General features: G+C 64.9%; 16 protein-coding genes. 2 read left to right on the forward strand and 14 right to left on the reverse strand.

The features are described from left to right. Positions 1-13: 13 nt before the first annotated feature. Together APT63_13555 and APT63_13560 are read left to right on the forward strand one after the other, a co-directional pair. Positions 14-2,752 carry a hypothetical protein gene (locus APT63_13555; GenBank protein ID AMA46562.1) on the forward strand — a complete coding sequence of 913 codons (2,739 nt, stop codon included), beginning with the start codon at positions 14-16 and terminating at the stop codon, positions 2,750-2,752. A 110-nt stretch (positions 2,753-2,862) separates the two neighbouring features. Then, the gene (locus tag APT63_13560; protein ID AMA46563.1) at positions 2,863-5,598 is read left to right on the forward strand and encodes a mannosyltransferase; all 2,736 of its coding nucleotides are present in this window, start codon (positions 2,863-2,865) and stop codon (positions 5,596-5,598) included. Positions 5,599-6,015: 417 nt separating this feature from the next. Here APT63_13560 and APT63_13565 read toward each other — a convergent pair whose 3' ends face one another. From APT63_13565 to APT63_13630, 14 genes are all read right to left on the reverse strand, one after another. Beyond that, positions 6,016-6,411 carry a chemotaxis protein gene (locus APT63_13565; protein ID AMA46564.1) on the reverse strand — a complete coding sequence of 132 codons (396 nt, stop codon included), beginning with the start codon at positions 6,409-6,411 and terminating at the stop codon, positions 6,016-6,018. A 1-nt stretch (position 6,412) separates the two neighbouring features. Next, positions 6,413-6,892, reverse strand: a complete 480-nt coding sequence (locus APT63_13570; GenBank protein ID AMA46565.1) for a chemotaxis protein CheW — start codon at positions 6,890-6,892, stop codon at positions 6,413-6,415. A gap of 64 nt (positions 6,893-6,956) precedes the next feature. After that, positions 6,957-7,889 carry a chemotaxis protein CheW gene (locus APT63_13575; protein AMA46566.1) on the reverse strand — a complete coding sequence of 311 codons (933 nt, stop codon included), beginning with the start codon at positions 7,887-7,889 and terminating at the stop codon, positions 6,957-6,959. Continuing rightward, positions 7,889-8,677 (reverse strand): cobalamin biosynthesis protein CobQ, encoded by a 789-nt coding sequence (locus tag APT63_13580; protein AMA46567.1) that lies wholly within the window; start codon positions 8,675-8,677, stop codon positions 7,889-7,891. The genes APT63_13575 and APT63_13580 overlap by 1 nt, the downstream gene beginning before the upstream one ends. 46 nt (positions 8,678-8,723) lie before the next feature. After that, the gene (locus APT63_13585) at positions 8,724-9,611 is read right to left on the reverse strand and encodes a flagellar motor protein MotD (GenBank protein AMA46568.1); all 888 of its coding nucleotides are present in this window, start codon (positions 9,609-9,611) and stop codon (positions 8,724-8,726) included. Positions 9,612-9,613: 2 nt separating this feature from the next. Continuing rightward, positions 9,614-10,354 (reverse strand): flagellar motor protein, encoded by a 741-nt coding sequence (gene motC / locus APT63_13590; GenBank protein AMA46569.1) that lies wholly within the window; start codon positions 10,352-10,354, stop codon positions 9,614-9,616. Next, positions 10,354-11,493 carry a chemotaxis response regulator protein-glutamate methylesterase gene (locus APT63_13595; protein ID AMA46570.1) on the reverse strand — a complete coding sequence of 380 codons (1,140 nt, stop codon included), beginning with the start codon at positions 11,491-11,493 and terminating at the stop codon, positions 10,354-10,356. Before APT63_13595 ends, motC begins: the two co-directional genes overlap by 1 nt. Positions 11,494-11,538: 45 nt before the next feature. Beyond that, entirely contained in the window at positions 11,539-13,776 is a 2,238-nt protein-coding gene (locus APT63_13600; protein AMA46571.1) for a chemotaxis protein CheA, read from the reverse strand. Positions 13,777-13,788: 12 nt separating this feature from the next. Further along, the gene (locus APT63_13605; GenBank protein AMA46572.1) at positions 13,789-14,577 is read right to left on the reverse strand and encodes a protein phosphatase; all 789 of its coding nucleotides are present in this window, start codon (positions 14,575-14,577) and stop codon (positions 13,789-13,791) included. A 15-nt stretch (positions 14,578-14,592) separates the two neighbouring features. Beyond that, positions 14,593-14,979, reverse strand: a complete 387-nt coding sequence (locus tag APT63_13610; GenBank protein ID AMA46573.1) for a histidine kinase — start codon at positions 14,977-14,979, stop codon at positions 14,593-14,595. 192 nt (positions 14,980-15,171) lie between these two features. Next, positions 15,172-15,912, reverse strand: coding sequence for a flagellar biosynthesis sigma factor (gene fliA, locus APT63_13615; GenBank protein AMA46574.1), 741 nt, complete (start codon positions 15,910-15,912; stop codon positions 15,172-15,174). Then, positions 15,909-16,742 carry a cobyrinic acid a,c-diamide synthase gene (locus APT63_13620; protein ID AMA46575.1) on the reverse strand — a complete coding sequence of 278 codons (834 nt, stop codon included), beginning with the start codon at positions 16,740-16,742 and terminating at the stop codon, positions 15,909-15,911. The genes fliA and APT63_13620 overlap by 4 nt, the downstream gene beginning before the upstream one ends. Before the next feature lie 111 nt (positions 16,743-16,853). Next, complete coding sequence (gene flhF / locus APT63_13625; protein AMA46576.1) at positions 16,854-18,173, reverse strand: flagellar biosynthesis protein FlhF; 1,320 nt, start codon at positions 18,171-18,173, stop codon at positions 16,854-16,856. Positions 18,174-18,185: 12 nt separating this feature from the next. Further along, positions 18,186-20,315 (reverse strand): flagellar biosynthesis protein FlhA, encoded by a 2,130-nt coding sequence (locus tag APT63_13630; protein ID AMA46577.1) that lies wholly within the window; start codon positions 20,313-20,315, stop codon positions 18,186-18,188. Positions 20,316-20,701 lie beyond the last annotated feature (386 nt).

Below are 20,701 nucleotides of genomic sequence, written 5' to 3' on the forward strand. Positions count from 1 at the left end.
CCCGAGGATTCCCATGGACAGCATTTCCCCTACCCTTCGTCGCATGGCCCATGAAGCCTTGATCGACTTCCCGCGCCCTGACGAAATGGCCCAGCAGCTGCTCACCAAATGGCTGCTCACCCACGGCATCACCCTCTCGCCCCGTGATATCGACGTGGTGACGGTGCATTACCAATATGAGCCCTTGGGCGAAGGACGCAGCCATTTTCGGGAAAACGCCATCGTTCGGCAGAAGATGGACCTGGTCGGCGCCTTGCTCGCCAACTGGCAGGGCGAGACGGCCTCCGGTCATGGCGGCTTTCATTACGGCAACTGGGCCGGTCGGCCGCCGTCGGGACCGCTGCATCTGGTCGAGCGCCTGGCGCCCGTGGGGCCCTTCTCCAATGCCGATGCGTACCAGGTCTTCAATGGCCTCTACCGACGCACCACGCCGGCGCAGTACAGCTCCGACACGTTGCTGCCGCTTCGTGCCGAGGCGTTCCAGGCCTTCATCTGGAGCCTGCGCTTCCATCAGCGGTTCAAGGAAGACCTGCAGCGGTATTGGCAGCGCCAGGAGAACACCTACCCGCGTGCCTTGCGAATCGCCCTGTTGGCCGCCTGCAACAAGCAGGTCGCTGAAGGCAGCCTGAACGCCTCGGCCCAGGCGCTGGTGTGGAAGGCCGCAGGCGTCGTCCCTGCCACGGGCCAGGTGCGGCTGTCGATGCTCAATGTGTATGGCTACAGCGCTGTCTCGATCCTGCGAATCGCCGATCCGCGCAGCCACCTGAACGTGCTGTACATCCCTGGCAACGCCTCGCCGCTGCACACGTTCGACACGGCCCTGGAGATGAAGCACTGGTTTGCCCGGCAGTGCCGGTCGGAGGAACGGCGAGAGGCGTTGCTGCACCACTTCAAGCGGGCCGACTGGCCAGACGGGCTGGACTTCAGCGGCTTGCGCACGGCGCTGATCGGGTTGGGGGTATTCCCCGAGGTCCACCGCTTCAGCCCTGACCATCCCGGCTTTGCCACCAGCGGGCGCTGGGATCCGGAATACATCGTCGACTATCGGCCCGAACGCTACAGCCCGGCGATTTCGGGTGACCTGTTCGCGTACCTGGCCGGCCTGCAGCAGCAACGCGCCTACGCCGACGCCGACAATCAGATCGTCAGCAACCACCAGATCGAACGCGCGCACTGGGGCAGTTACCTCAGGGTCAGCATCAACATCCTCATGCCCCTGGCCATCGTGGTGCCGCCTATCGCACCTCTGTTGGCCGTGGCGGGGGTGGTGCAGTTCAGCTTCGGCCTGGAACAGGTCATCCATGGCACCAGCCTGGAGGCCAAGGTCGAAGGCGTGGAACAGCAGGTGTTCGGCGTGCTCAACGCGCTGCCGCTGGCCGCCGAGGTGATCGGCCAGGCGCCCGCCCTGTTCGAATACCGTCGGCCTGGATTCGTCACCTGGGCCGACATGCGCGAGCAATTGAACCGCGCGCCTACGTCAGAAACCGACATCGAACTGGCCGAGCTGACGCCGGCCACGGCCGCGTTCCGCCCGCCGACGGTGTACGAGCAGTCGGTGGAAACCCCGTTCTTCACCCAGGTCAACGATGCCCTGTTCCCACAGTTTCGTGCCTACTTCGATGTGGACGGTTACCGTAGCGAAGAATCGGTGGAGTTCGAGCTGAGCAGCAACGCCTTCATCAAGAGCCGCGAAGTCAGAGACCCTGCCGCGCAACGCTGGGTCGCCAGCCCTGAGCCCCGTGGCGCCATGCAGCCGCTGGAGGGGACGCGCCCGGTCGACGATGCGGCGCGCATGGCCACGCTGCACAGCCTGGGTATCCATGTCGACCTGCCCCTGTCGGCGGCGCCCTTCGATGCCCTGCAAACCCGCGCGATCCCCAAGCGCGTGGCCAGCCTATGGGTCGGCGACCAAGTCATCGGGGACCCTTTTCTCGAGACGTTGGCCCATAACGCCCGGGCACTGCGTGGCAGCGACTACACGTTCGAACTGTACCTTTCCCGGCAGTCGACCCAGGCGTTCGAGCGCAACAGCGCCCTGCTGGCAGCGCGCGCGCCCGAGCTGTCGGTACGTGTGCTCGAGGACCAGCCGTTCTACCAGGACTTCGCCCACTCGGCGTGCTTCCCCCAGTTGCAGGCAGCCCTCAACGTCGCCGGTACGGGCGCAGGCAACTTCAGTTCAGCTTGTGACATCCTGCGCCTCCAGTTGCTCAAGCGACTCGGTGGCCTGTACCTGGATGCCGATGACCGCCTCCTGGTCACCACGGTGTCAGGTCAGCCGCATGCGCACCTGTTCGACATCCCCCTGCGTACCACCGACGATGGCCTGCTCCTGGCGCCACCGGTCTCCAACGACCAACTGGGCCTGTACTTCAAGTTCAACAGCAGCATGATCGGTAGCCATCCGGACAATCCGACGCTCGATGCGGTGCTCGACGAGATGCAGGCACGGTACGCCGACGACACCAGCTTCTATGCCAGTCGGCCCGACGCCCAGCACGACCCGGTCGCCTTTGGCGCCTACGCCAGACGCCTCAACCGACTGACGGGGCCGGGCCTGCTGAACGATGTGATCGATGCCCGCCTGCCATGGCTGCGCCAGCTCAGGGAACTCTGCGTATTGATGGTCGCACCGGTGACCGACGTCCACCGGATGATCAACCTGCGTTGGTTGAATCAGTTGCTGCGCCTGCATCTGCCGCTGGATCGAGTGGCGAAGATCGGGCATGCGAACAGCTGGCGGACGGTGCGCTAGGCTCTGTGCGGACAGTCGCCGAGCGGCGAGCAGCGAATGGGCATTATCTACCGCACGCTGCGCCGCTCAGTGGTGAACGCTTCTGGGTTCCTGACACCTGGAGAGTTCCCATGACCCACACCGGTATCAACGCCCAAGGCGTACAACGCGTGCGCGATCACCTTGCACGGCTGCCACGTCCTGATCGCGAAGCGCAAAAGGCCCTTGCCAGTTGGCTGCACAGCCAGGGCATCAGCCTCGAACCCGATGCGATCGACGTGGTGACGCTGCACCTGCAACCCCAGGCATCGGGGCGCTACCACGCACAGATCGTGCAGCGTACCCGCCTGCCACAGGCGGTGCTGATCAACTGGCAGGGCGAATCGGCCAACGATCTCTTCGGCGCCCTGATGGCCGCGCCCTGGGCCGGGCACTTCCCCACGGATGGCGCGATCGACGTGGTCGAAGCGCTCGACCCTCTGCCCCCGCTGTCGAATTCATCGCCCTATGCCGTCTTCAATGGTCTGTTCCAGCGCTGTGAACCGGCTCGATTCGATACGTCGACCCTGATCGACATCCCTGCCGAAAGCCTGCAGCGCCACATCGAGTCCCTGGACTTTCACACCCGCTACAAGAAGCAGCTCGAACATTACTGGCAGGCTCACCTGGACGAATACCGTCTATGCGGCAAGCTCAACGTCGTCGCTGCCTGCAACAAACAGGTGACCGAAGGCAGCCTTGGCGAAGCGGCGCGTCGGCTGGTCTGGCAGGCCACGGACCTGCTTGCGCGCAGCCCCACGTTCCAGGCACGGTGGCTCAACATTTATGGCTACGTGTCGACCGACCTGCTTTGCCTGCACGATACCCATAGTGATCTGACGGTCCTGTATGTGCCTGGCAACAGCGCTCCATTGCTGGAGTTCGCCAGCCAGGACCTGCTCAGGGACTGGATCGGCGAGCAGTGCAAGGATGCGCTCAAGCGCCGTCATCTGAAACGCCACTTCCGCCTGGCCGACGGTCCTCAAGGCGTCGATTTCAGCGGCCTGGACACCGCCATGGAAGGGCTGGGCGTCTATCCTCGGCGTCATCGCCTGCCACCGGAACACGGCTTCTTCAACGATGACGGCACGTGGCCGCCGCGCACCTATGTCCAGTACCGTCCCGACACCTACAGCCCAGCGCTGGAAGGCGATCTGTTTCAAGCCCTGGCCGAGCGGCAGCGTCAGCGAAGCCTGGACGATGCCGACTTTCTGATCACCAGCACCGGGGAGGTTCGCGAACGACGCTGGCGCCACTACCTGACCAACACCCTCAACCTGCTTCTGCCACTGTCCTTCGTCGTGCCCGGCCTGGCGCCTCTGCTCGCGGTAGGCGGCATCGTCCAGCTGGGCGTTGGCCTGGACGAAGCGATCAATGGCAAGACGTTGCACGACAAGCTGGACGGCATTGGCGACATCACCTACGGCCTTTTCAATGCCGTGCCCGGCCTCGCGTCCGTCACCCGCGAAGCTGATGGGCTGTTCCAGACCTGGCGCGAGGGATTTGTCGTGCCCACCCGTCTCGACGGACAGATCGGCTATCCGCTCAGCCCCCTCGATCCACCCCACTGGCCAGAGGTGGACATCGCTCCGTTCTTCGATCGCCCCTTGCGCATCGAGCCTTTGGTCGACGGCGACGCTGGCGTGGCCAAGGCGATTTCCCGTTATCCACGCTATGACGGTCGCAACGATATCCTGCGAGGCTATTACGAACCTGCGCCCGGTTATCTGGACACGCTTGAACTGGTCTACGACATGCAAACCAATCTGTTCTTGCTCGAGGACGAACTCAACGAGGTGGAGCCACAGTACTATGAGCCCGACCTGGGCACGGGCAACCTGCGCAAGACGAGCACGGCCAATCGTGAGGTGACTGACGCCATGCGCACGGCGACGTTGCGCGCCCTGGGCATCGACCTGCCGCTGCCCGTCGAGCTGCCACCTGCCGTTCCGGAAGGTGCCACGCCCCTGCTCAAACAGATTACCGCCCTGTGGGTGGGCGACAAGCAGCTCGAAGCGCCGGTGCTGGAGAACCTCGCCCACAATGCCCGGGCGCTGACCGACAGTGCCTATCGGTACCGGCTGATGCTGTCCAGGCGCAGTACCGAGGTCTTCGCCTACAACCTCGCGCAGCTCGAGAGACAGGTGCCAGGGCTCGAGGTCCTGGTGCTGGAGGATCAAGACTTCTACCGGTCGTTCGAACAAAGTTCGAACTACGCGCATTACCAGGCGGCACTGGGGGACGGTGGTCAAACGAGCAACTACGCCTCAGCCGCCGATGTCTTGCGCTACCCGATGTTGCACAGCGAAGGGGGCATCTACATGGACGTCGACGATACACTGGTGCTGGATCCTGACACTGGCAAAGCCGCGCTCGCCGAGGTCGAGCTGGCCGCGACGCCAGAAGGTCTGCTGCTGCAACCGCCGGTGCAAAACGATCTCATGGGCCTGGACTCGGCCTACAACAACAGCATGATCGGCAGCCATGCCGGTAACCCAACGTTGCTGGCCGTCAGCCAAGAGATGCATGGGCGCTATCTGGCTACCGTGGAGCCTTATCCCCTACGCCCGGATCGCCTGGCCGACCCGGCCGCGTTCAAGCGCTACGCCAGGCAGGTGAGTCGGCTCACGGGCCCCGGCCTGCTCACCGATGTGATCGACCGCACGCTGCCAGACTTGTACAGGCTGCGACAACTGGAGCATCTGTACATGATTCCGCGCATCAACAGCTACCAGTTCATCGACCTGGACGAGGTGAATGCGCTGCGTACCGCACGCTTCCCCCTGGCTCGCCTAGCGCAGATCGGCAGACTTCACTCCTGGGCCTGAAGCGCAGCCACCCTGGCGCCTGCTGTCATGCAGGGAGCATGACGATCAGGCAGGGTATCGCGATCCCTGTGCACCCACGTCGGCACCTGGCAAAAACCATACGCCCTCCTATAGAACAAGAAATAGGTTGTTGATTTCGAAGGAAATAATTTTAGAATTTTGTGGGCCCTGCGGGCCCAATCGCGGCACAGGGGCCGCTCCCACAGGTGACCGTGATAGCCTGCAACCCTGCGGTGGGGCTACGGGTGTAGGAGCGGCCCCTGCCGGGGCGCCGGACCGGCCGCGATGGGCCGCAAAGCGGCCCTAAAATCAGTTAGCAATGAAGCTCCGGATCCTGTCAGCTATCGACATGTTCTTTGCGCGACAGCGCAGCGCCAAGGCGCCAGGCGGGCTCGTACAAAAGCCGTGCCGTGGCGACTAGTCGCTACGGTGCAGCTTGCTCATCAACCGTGCCTCGGCCTGGGTCAGGCCACAGGACTGGGTCAGTTCCTCGACGCTGGCCCCCATGCCGACCAGCTTCGCCGCCTGGTGATAGGTCAGGCTCTTGGGGTCGCGCTGCTCGAGCTGCTGCAGCTTCTCGGGCAACGGCTCGACCAGCAGACGCAGCTCGTGCAGCATGTCGCCCATGCGCACGGTGCCGTTCTGGTAGTCGTCCAGGCGCTTGGCCAGGTCCTTGATGCGCTGGTCGCGCAGGGCATCGCCCAATGCCTGCTCGACGAGCAACTGGCGCTGGCGCTTGATGTGGTTGAGGAACAGCCACAGGCTCACGGCCCAGAGCAGCGCCAGGAACAGCAAGCCTGCTTCGAAGATCAACTCAGATGCTCTCCAGCTCGGACCACTCTTCCTCGGTCATCATCTTGTCCAGCTCGACCAGGATCAGCAGCTCGCCATTCTTGTTGCACACGCCCTGGATGAACTTGGCCGACTCGTCGTTGCCCACGTTCGGCGCGGTCTCGATCTCGGACTGGCGCAGGTAGACCACCTCGGCCACGCTGTCGACCAGGATGCCCACGACCTGCTTGTCCGCCTCGATGATCACGATACGGGTGTTGTCGGTCACTTCGGTGGGCATCAGGCCAAAGCGCTGACGGGTGTCGATCACCGTCACCACGTTGCCGCGCAGGTTGATGATCCCCAGCACGTAGCTCGGGGCACCCGGCACCGGCGCGATCTCGGTGTAGCGCAAGACTTCCTGCACCTGCATGACGTTGATGCCATACGACTCGTTGTCCAGGCGGAAGGTGACCCACTGCAGGATCGGATCTTCGGAACCCTGTGCTGACGACTTCTTCATTACCCTACCCTCGAAAGCCGCGCGGTGGCGGTCTGTGCTGCGTGAGTGCGCAAAATGCGCGTATTCATTTACCGGCCTGCATCTGCTTGACGGCGCCGCTGGCGATCAGTTCGGCCAGCTCGGCAACGTCCAGCAAGGCACACATGTGCTCGATCACCGTGCCGGCCAGCCAGGGCCGCTGGCCCCGCTGACTGCGCCACTTGATCTCGCTGGGGTCCAGGCGCAGGGAGCGGCTGACCTGGTGCACGGCCAGCCCCCATTCATAGCCCTGGACCGAAATCACATACTGCAAACCCTGGCGGAAATCGTCCCGGTAGCGGTCCGGCATCACCCAGCGCGCGGTGTCCAGGACCTTGAGGTTGCCCGCCTGGCAGGACAGGATGCCCAGGAACCAGTCGGGCTGGCCGAACAATGGCGTGAGCTCCTGGCCGGCCAGCGGATAGATCGACCCCAGGCACACCAAGGGCACGGCCAGGGTCAACCCGGCTACGTCGAACAGCAGGCATTCGAACGGCTCGGCACCCCAGGCCGGACGCCCGTCCGGCGTGGACGGCAGCCGCGGCCCCATGACGTGGGGACGGTGCAACTCGGCCAGCGGGGCGATGGGCTCAGGCGCGACGGGCGCATCGGCCTGCGGCGGCACGGCAGGCACGTTGACCGGTTCGGCAACCGGGTGCAGGGCCACGACCTCAGCCTCTTGCACCGGCAGGACCGGCTCGCGCACCGGCAGCACCGTGGTCAGCGCCAGCGGCGCAGGCGGCTCGGCGTAGGGGCGCGGCTCGTGCGAGGTGCGCGAGACACGCGCGTCGCGGACCTGCTCCTCGAGCACCGCCGCCTGGAATTCATCGTTGGCGACCGGTACCTGGGCAGCGATCGTCACCGCGACGGGTGCGGGCACGGGGGCGTCGAACGCTTCGGTCGCCTCCTGCAGCAGACCATCGAGGTAGGACTGCAAGGCCACTTGCGGACGGGTCGTGGTGGGCCGGGCTGGACTCATCAGGCTACCTGCAGGCTGGAACGAGGGGTCAGCAAGTGCTTGAGCAACGCCCGGTAGGCGATGATGCCGCGACTCTTGCCATCGTGTTGCGAAGGCGTGACACCGGCGCGACTGGCATCGCGCAGCCGGGTGTCCACCGGAATGTAGCCTTCCCAGACGTGCGCGGGATGCGCGTCACGCAGGAACTTCAACGTGCCCATCGAGGCCTGGGTACGGCGATCGAACAGGGTCGGCACGATGGTGTACGGCAAGGCCTGCTTGCGCGAACGGTTGATCATGCTCAGGGTGGTGATCATCCGCTCCAGCCCCTTGACCGCGAGAAACTCGGTCTGCACCGGCACCACCAGCTGCTGGCTGGCGGCCAGGGCGTTGACCATCAGCACCCCAAGCAAGGGCGGGCTGTCGATCAGCGCGAAATCGAAGTCCTGCCACAGCTGCGCCAGACTCTTGGCGATCACCAGCCCCAGGCCGCCATGGCCAGGCGACTGGCGCTCGAGCACGGCCAGGGCGGTGCTCGACGGCAGCAGTGCAATACGCTCGTGGCTGGTCGGCAGCAGCAACTGGCCGGGCAGCCCATCGGGCACGGCGCCCTGGTTCACGAACAGGTCATAGCAACTGTGCTCGAGCACATCCGGATCGTGCCCGAAGTAACTGGTCATCGAGCCGTGCGGGTCGAGGTCGACGACGAGCACGCGCTTGCCCGCATCGGCCAGCAGGCCGGCCAAGGCGATGGTCGTGGTGGTCTTGCCGACTCCACCTTTCTGATTGGCTACTGCCCAGACTCTCATCGTGCGTGTTTCCACCCGGTGGCCCAGAAGCCCTGTCGGGAACGGTTCAAGAAGACGGTGACGTAGATTTGACGGAACCCGCCGACTCCGACGTCGCTGGCGATGCCGGTGCACGTTGTGTGCCAGCCCGCTGCAACGCGGCATCGGGTGTGGCATTGGCGCTGCCCGAACCGGTCAGGCTGCGACGCACCTCGAGGTTGCGCGAGATCACCAGTACCACTCGACGGTTGCGCGAGCGGCCTTCGGCGGTGTCGTTGCTCGCCACCGGCTGGTACTCGCCGTAACCGACCGCGGCCAGGCGCCCCGGGTTCACCCCTTCCATGGCCAGCAGGCGCACGATGCTCGCCGAGCGCGCCGCTGACAGCTCCCAGTTGGTCGGGTATTGCGCCGTGCTGATCGGCAGGTTGTCGGTGAACCCTTCGACGTGCACCGGGTTGGCGAACGGCTTGAGGATGTTGGCGACCTTCTCGAGGATGCCGAACGCCGCGTCGCTGGGCATGGCGTCACCGCTGCCGAACAGCAGCGCCGAGTTGAGTTCGATCTCGATCCACAGCTCGTTGCCGCGCACGGTCATCTGTTTGGCGTCGATCAGGTCGCCAAAGGCCTGGCGCACGTCGTCGGCGATCTGGGTCAAAGCCTCGCTGGAGCTCTGCCCGAGCCCGGCGTCGGTCTGCTCGCTGTCCTTGATCAGCGGCTGCGCCGGGCGCACGCCCAGCGGCTGGTCCTCGCCTACCGGGATGGGCCGGGTGCTGCGGGCCGGGTCATTGAATACCCCGACCAATGCCTGGGAAATCACCTTGTACTTGCCTTCGTTGATCGAGGAAATCGAATACATCACCACGAAAAAGGCGAACAGCAAGGTGATGAAGTCGGCGTACGACACCAGCCAGCGGTCGTGGTTGACGGGTTCCTCGGTGCGATGGCGACGGCGCATGGCTACTCCATGAAGCCTTGCAGCTTCAGTTCGATGGAGCGCGGGTTCTCGCCCTCGGCGATCGACAGCAGGCCTTCGAGCAGCATTTCACGGTAGCGCGACTGGCGCAGGACGATGGCCTTGAGCTTGTTGGCGATCGGCAGCAGGATCAGGTTGGCGCTGGCCACCCCGTAGATGGTGGCGACGAAGGCCACGGCGATGCCGCTGCCCAGCTGCGCCGGATCGGCCAGATTGCCCATCACGTGGATCAGGCCCATCACCGCACCGATGATGCCGATGGTCGGCGCATAGCCGCCCATGCTTTCGAACACCTTGGCCGCCTGCAGGTCGCGGCTTTCCTGGGTCAGCAGGTCGACTTCGAGGATGCTGCGGATCGCCTCCGGCTCGGCGCCGTCGACCAGCAGTTGCAGGCCTTTACGGGCATAAGGATCCGGCTCGGCGTCGGCGATCGTCTCCAGCCCGAGCAGGCCCTCCTTGCGCGCGGTCAGGCTCCAGCCGACCACCCGGTCGATGCCGCCCGCCAGGTCTTCGCGGGGTGCGAAGAAGATCCAGCCGACGATCTGCAAGGCGCGCTTGAACGCCGGCAGCGGCGACTGCAGCAGCACCGCCGCCAGGGTGCCGCCCAGCACGATCAGCGCCGCCGGCCCATTGACCAGCGCCGACACGTGCCCGCCTTCGAGAAAGTTGCCACCGACGATGGCGACGAAGGCCAGGATCAGGCCGATCAGGCTCAGCACATCCATCAGCCACAGGCCTCCACCAGGTGCCGGCCGATCTCGTCCAGGCTGTAGACCGCATCGGCCAGGTTGGCCTTGACGATGGCCATGGGCATGCCATAGATCACGCAGCTGGCCTCATCCTGGGCCCACACGGTGCTGCCGCCCTGCTTGAGCAGGCGCGCGCCCTCGCGGCCATCGGCGCCCATGCCGGTGAGCACCACCGCCAGGACCTTGTCACCGTGGGCCTTGGCCGCCGAACCGAAGGTGATGTCCACGCAGGGCTTGTAGTTCAGGCGCTCGTCGCCCGGCAGGATCTTCACCGTGCCGCGGCCATCGACCATCATCTGCTTGCCGCCGGGGGCCAGCAGTGCCAAGCCAGGACGCAGCACGTCGCCGTCCTCGGCTTCCTTGACGCGGATCTTGCACAGCTTGTCGAGCCGTTCGGCGAAGGCCTTGGTGAAGGCGGCCGGCATGTGCTGGATGAGCACGATGGGCGCCGGGAACGCGGCCGGCAGCTGGGTCAGGACACGCTGCAGCGCCACCGGCCCGCCGGTGGAGGTGCCGATGGCGACCAGCTTGTAGGGCTTGCGCCGAGGCGTCGGCGAACTGGCCGGCTGCGGTGCGGGGGCCGGGGCACGCGAAGGGATCGGGCTACGCGTGGGTGCCGGTGCGGCCTGGGCAGGCTGGGCGGCCGGCGCGGCGTGACCACCCAGGCTGCTCGGCGTGGGCAGCGGAGTGCTGGACAGGTAGGCCGGGCGGCGGCGGTTGCTGCGCGAGACGCTGTGGACCTTCTCGCACAGCAGTTGCTTGACCTTTTCCGGGTTGCGGGAAATGTCCTCGAAGTTCTTCGGCAGGAAATCGACCGCCCCGGCGTCCAACGCATCCAGGGTCACCCGCGCACCCTCGTGGGTGAGCGAAGAGAACATCAGGACCGGCGTGGGGCTGCGCTGCATGATGTGGCGGACCGCAGTGATGCCATCCATCATCGGCATCTCGTAGTCCATGGTGATCACGTCAGGCTTGAGCGCCAGGGCCTGATCGATCGCTTCCTTGCCGTTGGTGGCAGTACCGACCACCTGAATCAGGGGGTCCGATGAAAGAATTTCCGTGACGCGGCGGCGGAAGAAACCCGAATCATCCACCACCAGGACCTTGACTGCCATAAACACTCCGTTAGGCGACGCACCGTGCAGGCGCGCCGCCAAAGATCAAATGCGCCGCGCGGCGTAGCGCTTGAGCATGCTCGGGACATCGAGGATCAGCGCGATGCGCCCGTCGCCGGTGATGGTGGCGCCAGACATGCCAGGCGTGCCCTGCAGCATCTTGCCCAGGGGCTTGATCACCACTTCTTCCTGACCGACCAGTTGGTCGACGACGAAGCCGATGCGCTGGGTGCCGACCGACAGGATCACCACATGGCCCTCGCGTTGTTCCTCGTGCGCCTCGTCGCGCACCAGCCAGCGCTTGAGGTAGAACAGCGGCAGCGCCTTGTCGCGCACGATCACCACTTCCTGGCCGTCCACCACGTTGGTGCGCGACAGGTCGAGGTGGAAGATCTCGTTGACGTTGACCAACGGGAAGGCGAACGCCTGGTTGGCCAGCATCACCATCAGGGTCGGCATGATCGCCAGGGTCAGCGGCACCTTGATGACGATCTTCGAGCCCTGGCCCTTGGCCGAGTAGATGTTGATCGAGCCGTTGAGCTGGGAAATCTTGGTCTTGACCACGTCCATGCCGACACCTCGGCCCGAAACGTCGGAAATCTCGGTCTTGGTCGAGAACCCCGGGGCGAAGATCAGGTTGTAGCAGTCCGACTCGCTCAGGCGATCGGCCGCGTCGCGGTCCATCAGGCCCTTCTCGACGGCCTTGGCGCGCAGGATTTCCGGGTCCATGCCCTTGCCGTCGTCCGAGATCGACAACAGGATATGGTCGCCCTCCTGCTCGGCGGACAGCACCACGTGACCGGTGCGCGGCTTGCCACCGGCCTCGCGCTCGTCGGGCGACTCGATGCCATGGTCCACCGCGTTGCGCACCAAGTGCACCAGCGGGTCGGCCAGGGCCTCGACCAGGTTCTTGTCCAGGTCGGTCTCTTCGCCGACCAGCTCCAGGTTGATTTCCTTCTTGAGCTGGCGGGCCAGGTCGCGGACCAGGCGCGGGAAGCGGCCGAAGACTTTCTTGATCGGCTGCATGCGGGTCTTCATGACCGCCGTCTGCAGGTCGGCGGTGACCACGTCCAGGTTGGAAACGGCCTTGGACATGGCTTCGTCGTTGCTGTTGAGCCCCAGGCGCACCAGGCGGTTACGCACCAGCACCAGTTCGCCGACCATGTTCATGATCTCGTCCAAGCGCGCGGTATCGACCCGCACGGTGGTTTCCGCTTCGCTGGTCACGGGCTTTTCAGCCACGGGCGCCGCTGCGCGGGCCGGGGCCGGAGCCTTGGCGGGCGCCGCCGCAGGCGCAGCCGGTGCACTACGGGCCGCTGCCGGCGCCGGTGCCGGCGCTGCCACGGGCGCGGCGACGCTGGCCGTGGCGACCGCGCCTTCATCCGGCAGGTTGTCGCCAGAGAACTTGCCCTTGCCATGCAACTGGTCGAGCAAGGCTTCGAATTCATGATCACTGATGTGATCGTCGGCCACGCTCGGGGGCGCCTCGGCCGTGACACTGGCAGGCAGGGCATTGGGGCTGAAAGCGCCCTTGCCGTGCAGCTGGTCGAGCAGCGACTCGAACTCGTCGTCGGTGATCTCGTCGCTGGTCGGCGCGGGGGCGGACTCGGCCGGTGCGGCGGTGGCCGTCACGGCAGGCGAGAACTGCCCCTTGCCGTGCAACTGGTCGAGCAGTGATTCGAACTCGGCATCGGTGATGTCATCGCCGCCAGGCGAGGCGGCCTCGACCTGCGCCTGCTCGGTGGCCTCGGCCTCGGCCTTGACCGCATCGAGCGAATCGAGCAGTTGCTCGAACTCGGTATCGGTGATGTCCGGGTCGGCCGCCACGGGCGCTACCTCGACCGGCGCGACGGGCTCGGGCGCGGCGATGGGCACAGGCGGCGCCTCGGCGCTGGCCGGTTCGGCCAGGCGCGCCAAGGCCTCCAGCAGCTCGGGCGTGGCCGGGGTGACGTCGGTACGTTCGCGCACCTGGCCGAACATGCGGTTGACCGTGTCGAGCGCTTCCAGGACCACGTCCATCAGCTCGGCATCCACGCGTCGCTCACCCTTGCGCAGGATGTCGAACACGTTCTCGGCGATATGGCAGCACTCCACCAGCTCGTTGAGCTGGAGGAAGCCGGCGCCCCCTTTTACAGTATGGAATCCGCGAAAGATCGCATTGAGCAGGTCCGCATCGTCCGGGCGGCTTTCCAGCTCGACCAGTTGTTCGGACAGTTGCTCGAGAATCTCGCCGGCCTCTACCAGGAAATCCTGAAGGATTTCTTCATCGGCGCCGAAGCTCATCAAAGGTGCTCCCTAAAAACCAAGGCTGGACAGCAGATCGTCGACGTCGTCCTGACCGGACATGACGTCTTCACGCTTATCGGCATGAATCTGCGGACCTTCACCCTGCGGCGGATGTTTTTCGTGATCTTTTTCCGCGCGCAGTTGATTGTGGTCATGCTCGATGCCGGCGAAACGGTCCACCTGACTGGCCATGAGCACCAGCTTGAGCAGATTGCTTTCGACGTCGGTCACCAGCGTGGTCACCCGTTTGATCACCTGGCCGGTCAGGTCCTGATAGTCCTGAGCCAGCAGAATGTCGTTGAACAGACCACCGACCTTGCGGTTGCCTTCGCAGCTGCGCGTCAGGAAACCGTCGACCCGACGGGCCAGCTCGCGGAACTCGGCCGCATCGACTTCCCGGCGCATGAACCGCTGCCAGTCGGCGCTCAGCGCCTGCGCCTCGTTGGCCAGGTCGTTGACCACCGGGGTACCGGCTTCGACCAGGTCCATGGTGCGGTTGGCCGCCCCTTCGGTCAGCTTGACCACGTAGTCCAGCCGCTCGGTGGCGTCGGTGATCTGCGAGACTTCCTCGGCCTGCGGCATGCGCGGGTCGATCTGGAAGCTGACGATCGCGCTGTGCAGCTCACGGGTGAGCTTGCCGACCTCCTGGTACAGGCCACGGTCACGGGTCTGGTTGAGCTGATGGATCAGCTGCACGGCCTCGCCGAAACGGCCTCGTTCGAGGCTGTCGACCAGTTCCTGGGCATGCTTCTTGAGAGTCGATTCGAACTCCCCGAGCGAGGTTTGATTTGACTGCATGGCGCCCTCTGGACTTCAACCGTTGACGCGTTCGAAGATCTTCTCGATCTTTTCCTTGAGCACCTGCGCGGTGAACGGCTTGACCACATAGCCGTTCACACCGGCCTGGGCCGCCTCGATGATCTGGTCGCGCTTGGCTTCAGCGGTGACCATCAGCACGGGCAAGGCCTTCAGGCGTTCGTCGGCGCGGACCTTGCGCAGCAGGTCGATGCCGGACATGCCGGGCATGTTCCAGTCGGTCACCAGGAAGTCGTAGTGGCCGTTCTGGAGCATCGGCAACGCCGTGGTGCCGTCGTCGGCCTCGTCGGTATTGGTGAAACCCAGATCACGCAACAGGTTCTTGATGATCCGCCGCATCGTCGAGAAGTCGTCGACGATGAGGATTTTCATGTCTTTGTTCAATTAGGCCTCCAGGCACTCTCAAACACGCTCGGCGCCGAGCGTGCGTCTTTCGGGGAGGGTCGGCTTCAAGCGGCAAGCTTCACGCCGACCGGGGTCGTGTGCACGGGACTCGACCCCTTCCCCACTGCTGATTCTGTTCGCTCAATGCGTGTAGCTTGTCGCTTTGCAGCGCGTCGCTCGGTCGCCTGCTGCTTATCGCGCGCGCCATTCGCCGAGACGGCTACGCAGGCGAGCGGCGCATTGGCTGTGCAACTGGCTGACGCGCGATTCGCTGACCCCCAGGACTTCACCGATCTCCTTGAGGTTCAGCTCTTCGTCATAGTACAACGCCAGCACCAGGCGCTCGCGCTCCGGCAGGTTGGCGATCGCATCGGTCAACGCGGCCTGGAAACGTTCGTCCTCCAGGTTGCGCGAAGGGCCGAGCTGGGCGCTGGCGCCATCCTCGTGCAGGCCTTCGTGTTCGCCGTCCTGCAGCAGGTCGTCGAAACTGAACAGGCGACTGCCCAAGGTATCGTTCAGGATCCCGTAGTAATCGTCCAACCCCATATTGAGTTCGGCAGCGACTTCATTATCTTTAGCGTCGCGTCCGGTACGAGCCTCGACGGCGCGCATGGCATCGCTGACCATGCGGGTGTTGCGGTGTACCGAGCGTGGCGCCCAGTCACCCTTGCGCACTTCGTCGAGCATGGCGCCGCGGATGCGGATGCCGGCATAGGTCTCGAAGCTGGCGCCCTTGCTGGCGTCGTACTTGTTGGCGACTTCCAGCAGGCCGAGCATGCCGGCCTGGATCAGGTCTTCGACCTGCACGTTGGCCGGCAGACGCGCCAGCAGGTGGTAGGCGATACGCTTGACCAGGGGCGCATGACGCTCGATCAGCGCGTACTGGGCGTCCTTGGATGGCTTGCTGTACATCTTGAAACCGCTCGCACTCATAGTACCGGCCCCGCGCTGGTCGGTTGCACCAGACGTTCGACGAAGAATTCAAGGTGCCCGCGTGGGTTGGCGGGCAATGGCCAACTGTCGACTTTCTGCGCGATGGCCTTGAAGGCCAGGGCGCACTTGGAGCGCGGGAAGGCCTCGTAGACCGCCCGCTGTTTCTGCACGGCCTTGCGCACGCACTCGTCGTAGGGCACGGCGCCGACGTACTGCAAGGCTACATCGAGGAAGCGGTCGGTGACCTTGGTCAGCTTGGCGAACAGGTTGCGCCCTTCCTGGGGGCTCTGCGCCATGTTGGCCAGGACCCGGAACCGGTTCATGCCGTAGTCACGGTTGAGCAGCTTGATCAGGGCATAGGCGTCGGTGATGGAGGTCGGCTCGTCGCAGACCACCAGGAGCACCTCCTGGGCCGCGCGCACGAAGCTCACCACCGAATCGCCGATCCCGGCGGCGGTGTCGATCACCAGCACGTCGAGGTTGTCGCCGATCTCGCTGAACGCCTGGATCAGCCCGGCGTGCTGCGCCGGGGCCAACTGCACCATGCTCTGGGTGCCGGAGGCCGCCGGGACCACGCGGATGCCACCGGGCCCCTGCAGCATGACGTCGCGCAGGTCGCAGCGCCCTTCGATCACGTCCGCCAGCGTGCGCTTGGGCGTCAGGCCCAGGAGCACGTCGACGTTGGCCAGACCCAGGTCGGCGTCCAGCAACATCACGCGCCGCCCCAGCTCGGCCAGGGCCAGCGACAGGTTCACTGAAACGTTGGTCTTGCCAACGCCGCCCTTGCCGCCGGTCACGGCGATCACCTGTACAGGATGCATGCTACCCATGTTTGTTATTTACCTTGTCTCGCTGGCATCCAAGCCGCACGAGGGACGTCGTCTTCAGGGCACGCGGCCTGGAAAACCCCTGTTTGGAGGTGGTCTGCACTTCGTTCATGGTCAACCTGCGCGCTTGCCAGGGTTGTGGTAGAGATCAGCGAACATGTCGGCCATGGCCTCGTCGCTGGGCTCGTCCTGCACTTGCACGCTCACCGCGCGGCTCACCAGCTGATGCTTGCGCGGCAGGTGCAGGTCTTCGGGTATCCGGGGTCCATCGGTCAGATAGGCCACGGGCAGTTCGTGTTCGATGGCCAGGCTCAGGACTTCGCCCAGGCCAGCCGTTTCGTCCAGCTTGCTCAGGATGCAGCCGGCCAGGCCACAGCGCTTGTAGCTGTGGTAGGCGGCCGACAGCACCTGCTTCTGGCTGGTGGTGGCCAGGACCAGGTAGTTGCGCGAGGCGATGCCGCGCCCGGCCAGGGAATCGAGCTGCATGCGCAGCGCCGGGTCGCTGGCCTGCAGGCCGGCGGTGTCGATCAGCACCACGCGTTTGCGCGCCAAGGGCTCGAGGGCCTGGACCAGGGACTCGCCCGGGTCGACGTAGGTCACCGGCACGTTGAGGATGCGACCGAGGGTCTTGAGCTGCTCCTGGGCGCCGATCCGGAAACTGTCCATGCTCACCAGGGCCAGGTTCTGCGCGCCGTAGGCCAGCACATACCGGGCGGCCAGCTTGGCCAGCGTGGTGGTCTTGCCCATGCCAGCCGGCCCGACCAGGGCGATCACACCGCCCTCCTCGATCGGCTCGACCTGCGGCACCTTGATCATGTGCGCCAGGTGCGCCAGGATCATCCGCCAGGCCTGGCGCGCATCGTCGATACCCGCCACGCGCTCGAGCAGCGTGCCCGCCAGCGCGCCCGACAGGCCGATGCGCTGCAGGCGGCGCCAGATGGTGGCCTGCTGCGGGCGGCTGCCCTGCAGCTGGTTCCAGGCCAGCGAGCCCAGTTGCACTTCCAGCAGCTCGCGCAGGCCCGACAGTTCCGAACGCATGGCATCGAACAAGCGCGGATCGACCGCGGCCGGCGCGGCAGCCGGGGCTGCCTTGGGCTTCTCCACAGGCGACTCGACCAGTGGCTCCGAGGCGGTCAGGGACAGCCCGGCGAACAGTTGGCGGTTGCCGCCGTCTTCCTCGGGGGCGTCCTGGCGGCTGTTCAGCTCGGCCTGGGCAGTGACGATGCGCGACTGGGTCTTGCGCAGTTCGGCTTCGAGCTCGGCGTTCGGCACCCGGGGCGAGAGCGCGGACTGCTTGTAATCCAGCGCAGCGGTCAGCTCGACACCCCCGGCGATACGCCGGTTGCCGATGATCGCCGCGTCGGAGCCGAGTTCGTCCCTGACCAGCTTCATGGCCTGACGCATATCGGCAGCGAAAAAACGCTTCACTTGCATATCCCACTACCCTCAGCCATTGGGGCCCACGGTGGCAACGATGGTGACTTGCTTGTTATCCGGAATTTCCTGGTACGCCAGCACGTGCAGGTTCGGTACCGCCAATCGCCCGAAGCGCGACAGCATCGCGCGGATCGGTCCGGCCACCAGCAGGATCGCCGGGTGGCCGAGCATTTCCTGACGCTGAGCCGCTTCGATCAACGAGCGTTGCAACTTCTCTGCCATGCTCGGTTCGAGCAGAACGCCTTCATCCTGACCCTGCCCGGCACGCTGCAGACTGTTGAGCAAGATCTGTTCCAACCTGGGCTCCAGCGTGATCACCGGCAGCTCCGACTCGATGCCGACGATGCTTTGCACGATGGCGCGGCTCAAGCCAACCCGCACGGCGGCCACCAGAGCGGCGGTATCTTGACTCTTATTCGCATTATTGGCGATCGCTTCGGCAATGCTGCGAATATCGCGTACCGGTACTTGCTCGGACAACAAAGCCTGCAAGACTTTCAACAGCCCTGACAAAGAAATGACGCCCGGTACCAATTCTTCTGCCAGCTTAGGCGACGCCTTAGACAACACCTGCAGCAACTGTTGAACCTCTTCATGGCCGATCAGTTCATGGCAGTGCTTCTGCAGGATCTGGTTCAGGTGGGTGGCGACCACGGTACTGGCGTCGACCACGGTGTAGCCCAGCGATTGCGCCTGGGCGCGTTGGGCCACGTCGATCCACACTGCCTCAAGGCCGAACGCCGGGTCACGGGCGGCAATGCCGTTGAGGGTACCGAACACTTGGCCGGGGTTGATCGCCAGTTCGCGGTCCGGGTAGATCTCGGCTTCGGCCAGGATCACCCCCATCAGGGTCAGCCGGTAGGCACTGGGGGACAGGTCGAGGTTGTCACGGATGTGCACCGTGGGCATGAGGAAGCCCAGGTCCTGGGAGAGCTTCTTGCGCACGCCCTTGATCCGCGCCAGCAGTTGCCCGCCCTGGTTGCGGTCCACCAGCGGGATGAGCCGGTAGCCGACTTCCAGGCCGATCATGTCGATCGGGGTGACGTCGTCCCAGCCCAGCTCCTTGGTCTCCAGGGCACGCTGTGGCGAAGGCAGCTGGTCCTGCTGGCGCTGCACTTCGGCAGCGGCCTTGACCTTGGCTTCCTGCTGCTTGCGCCACACCAGGTAGGCACCGCCCCCGGCAAGCAGGCCCAGGCCGATGAAGGCGATGTGGGGCATGCCCGGCACCAGGCCCATGACGATCATCAAGGCGGCCGAGACCCCCAGGGCCTTGGGCGAATCGAACATCTGCCGGTTGATCAGCTTGCCCATGTCCTCGGAACCCGAGGCACGGGTGACCATGATCGCGGCAGCCGTGGACAGCAGCAGCGACGGCAGCTGGGCGACCAGGCCGTCACCGATGGTCAGCAGCGCGTAGACCTTGCCTGCCTCGCTGAACGGCATGCCGTGCTGGAGCATGCCGATGAGCATGCCGCCGATGAGGTTGATGAACAGGATCAGCAGGCCGGCGATGGCGTCACCGCGGACGAACTTGCTGGCACCGTCCATCGAACCGTAGAACTCGGCCTCCTGGGCGACTTCGGCGCGGCGCGCCTTGGCCTGGTTCTGATCGATCAGGCCGGCGTTGAGGTCGGCGTCGATGGCCATCTGCTTGCCGGGCATGGCGTCCAGGGTGAACCGCGCGCTGACCTCGGAGATACGCCCGGCGCCCTTGGTGACCACCACGAAGTTGATGATCATCAGGATGGCGAACACCACCGCACCGACCACGTAGTTACCGCCGATCACCACCTCACCGAAGGCCTGGATCACCTTGCCCGCGGCTTGGTGGCCCTCCTGGCCGTGCAGCATCACCACCCGCGTGGAGGCGACGTTCAAGGCCAGTCGCAGCAGGGTGGCGACCAGCAGGATGGTCGGGAACGCGGCGAAGTCGAGCGGACGCAGGGCATAGACGCAGACCAGCAGGACCACGATCGACAGCGCGATGTTGAAGGTGAAGAAGATGTCCAGCAGGAACGGCGGGATGGGCAACATCATCATCGCCAACATCACCAACAGCAGCAGCGGCACCCCCAAGGCGCCCCGGCTGAGACCCGACAGGTTGCTGCGGGCATGGTTGATCAACTGGCTACGATCCACTGGACATCCTCTCGAAGCAGAACTTTGACGCCAGAAACGGCGTTTGGCGCTGCTTTGCAAGAAGCCTTCCAACTTTGTCGTCAGGTCATGGGCAGGGGCTGGCAATGGGCCTTCAGGGGAGCTTCAGGTGGCGTGTCGGAGATGGCGACCACTGACAAGGCCCGCAGGTTTTATCGCTGATCGAGCAGCCTGTGAGAGCAAGATTGCCCGCGATGCAGGCGGGGCCTGACAGGGCCTTATCGCTGGCAAGCCAGCTCCCACCTAGATCTCGGCAGCCTGTCGATATCGACATAGCTGCGCAAGCAGCCTGTGGGGCTTGCCCGCGATGCAGGCGGCGCTTGACAAGGCCCTATCGCTGGCAAGCCAGCTCCTATAGAAAAAAATAG

It is taken from the genome of Pseudomonas monteilii (assembly GCA_001534745.1).
GTDB classification, from domain to species: Bacteria; Pseudomonadota; Gammaproteobacteria; order Pseudomonadales; family Pseudomonadaceae; genus Aquipseudomonas; species Aquipseudomonas alabamensis.

Excerpts from the sequence above, each read along its gene's own strand:
- APT63_13585 (AMA46568.1), bottom strand. The coding sequence starts at position 9,611 with ATGCGCCGTCGCCATCGCACCGAGGAACCCGTCAACCACGACCGCTGG.
- APT63_13555 (AMA46562.1), top strand. The coding sequence starts at position 14 with ATGGACAGCATTTCCCCTACCCTTCGTCGCATGGCCCATGAAGCCTTG.
- APT63_13600 (AMA46571.1), bottom strand. The coding sequence starts at position 13,776 with ATGAGCTTCGGCGCCGATGAAGAAATCCTTCAGGATTTCCTGGTAGAG.
- fliA (AMA46574.1), bottom strand. The coding sequence starts at position 15,912 with ATGAGTGCGAGCGGTTTCAAGATGTACAGCAAGCCATCCAAGGACGCC.
- APT63_13560 (AMA46563.1), top strand. The coding sequence starts at position 2,863 with ATGACCCACACCGGTATCAACGCCCAAGGCGTACAACGCGTGCGCGAT.
- motC (AMA46569.1), bottom strand. The coding sequence starts at position 10,354 with ATGGATGTGCTGAGCCTGATCGGCCTGATCCTGGCCTTCGTCGCCATC.
- APT63_13575 (AMA46566.1), bottom strand. The coding sequence starts at position 7,889 with ATGAGTCCAGCCCGGCCCACCACGACCCGTCCGCAAGTGGCCTTGCAG.
- APT63_13620 (AMA46575.1), bottom strand. The coding sequence starts at position 16,742 with ATGGGTAGCATGCATCCTGTACAGGTGATCGCCGTGACCGGCGGCAAG.
- APT63_13570 (AMA46565.1), bottom strand. The coding sequence starts at position 6,892 with ATGAAGAAGTCGTCAGCACAGGGTTCCGAAGATCCGATCCTGCAGTGG.
- APT63_13605 (AMA46572.1), bottom strand. The coding sequence starts at position 14,577 with ATGCAGTCAAATCAAACCTCGCTCGGGGAGTTCGAATCGACTCTCAAG.
- APT63_13580 (AMA46567.1), bottom strand. The coding sequence starts at position 8,677 with ATGAGAGTCTGGGCAGTAGCCAATCAGAAAGGTGGAGTCGGCAAGACC.
- flhF (AMA46576.1), bottom strand. The coding sequence starts at position 18,173 with ATGCAAGTGAAGCGTTTTTTCGCTGCCGATATGCGTCAGGCCATGAAG.
- APT63_13595 (AMA46570.1), bottom strand. The coding sequence starts at position 11,493 with ATGGCAGTCAAGGTCCTGGTGGTGGATGATTCGGGTTTCTTCCGCCGC.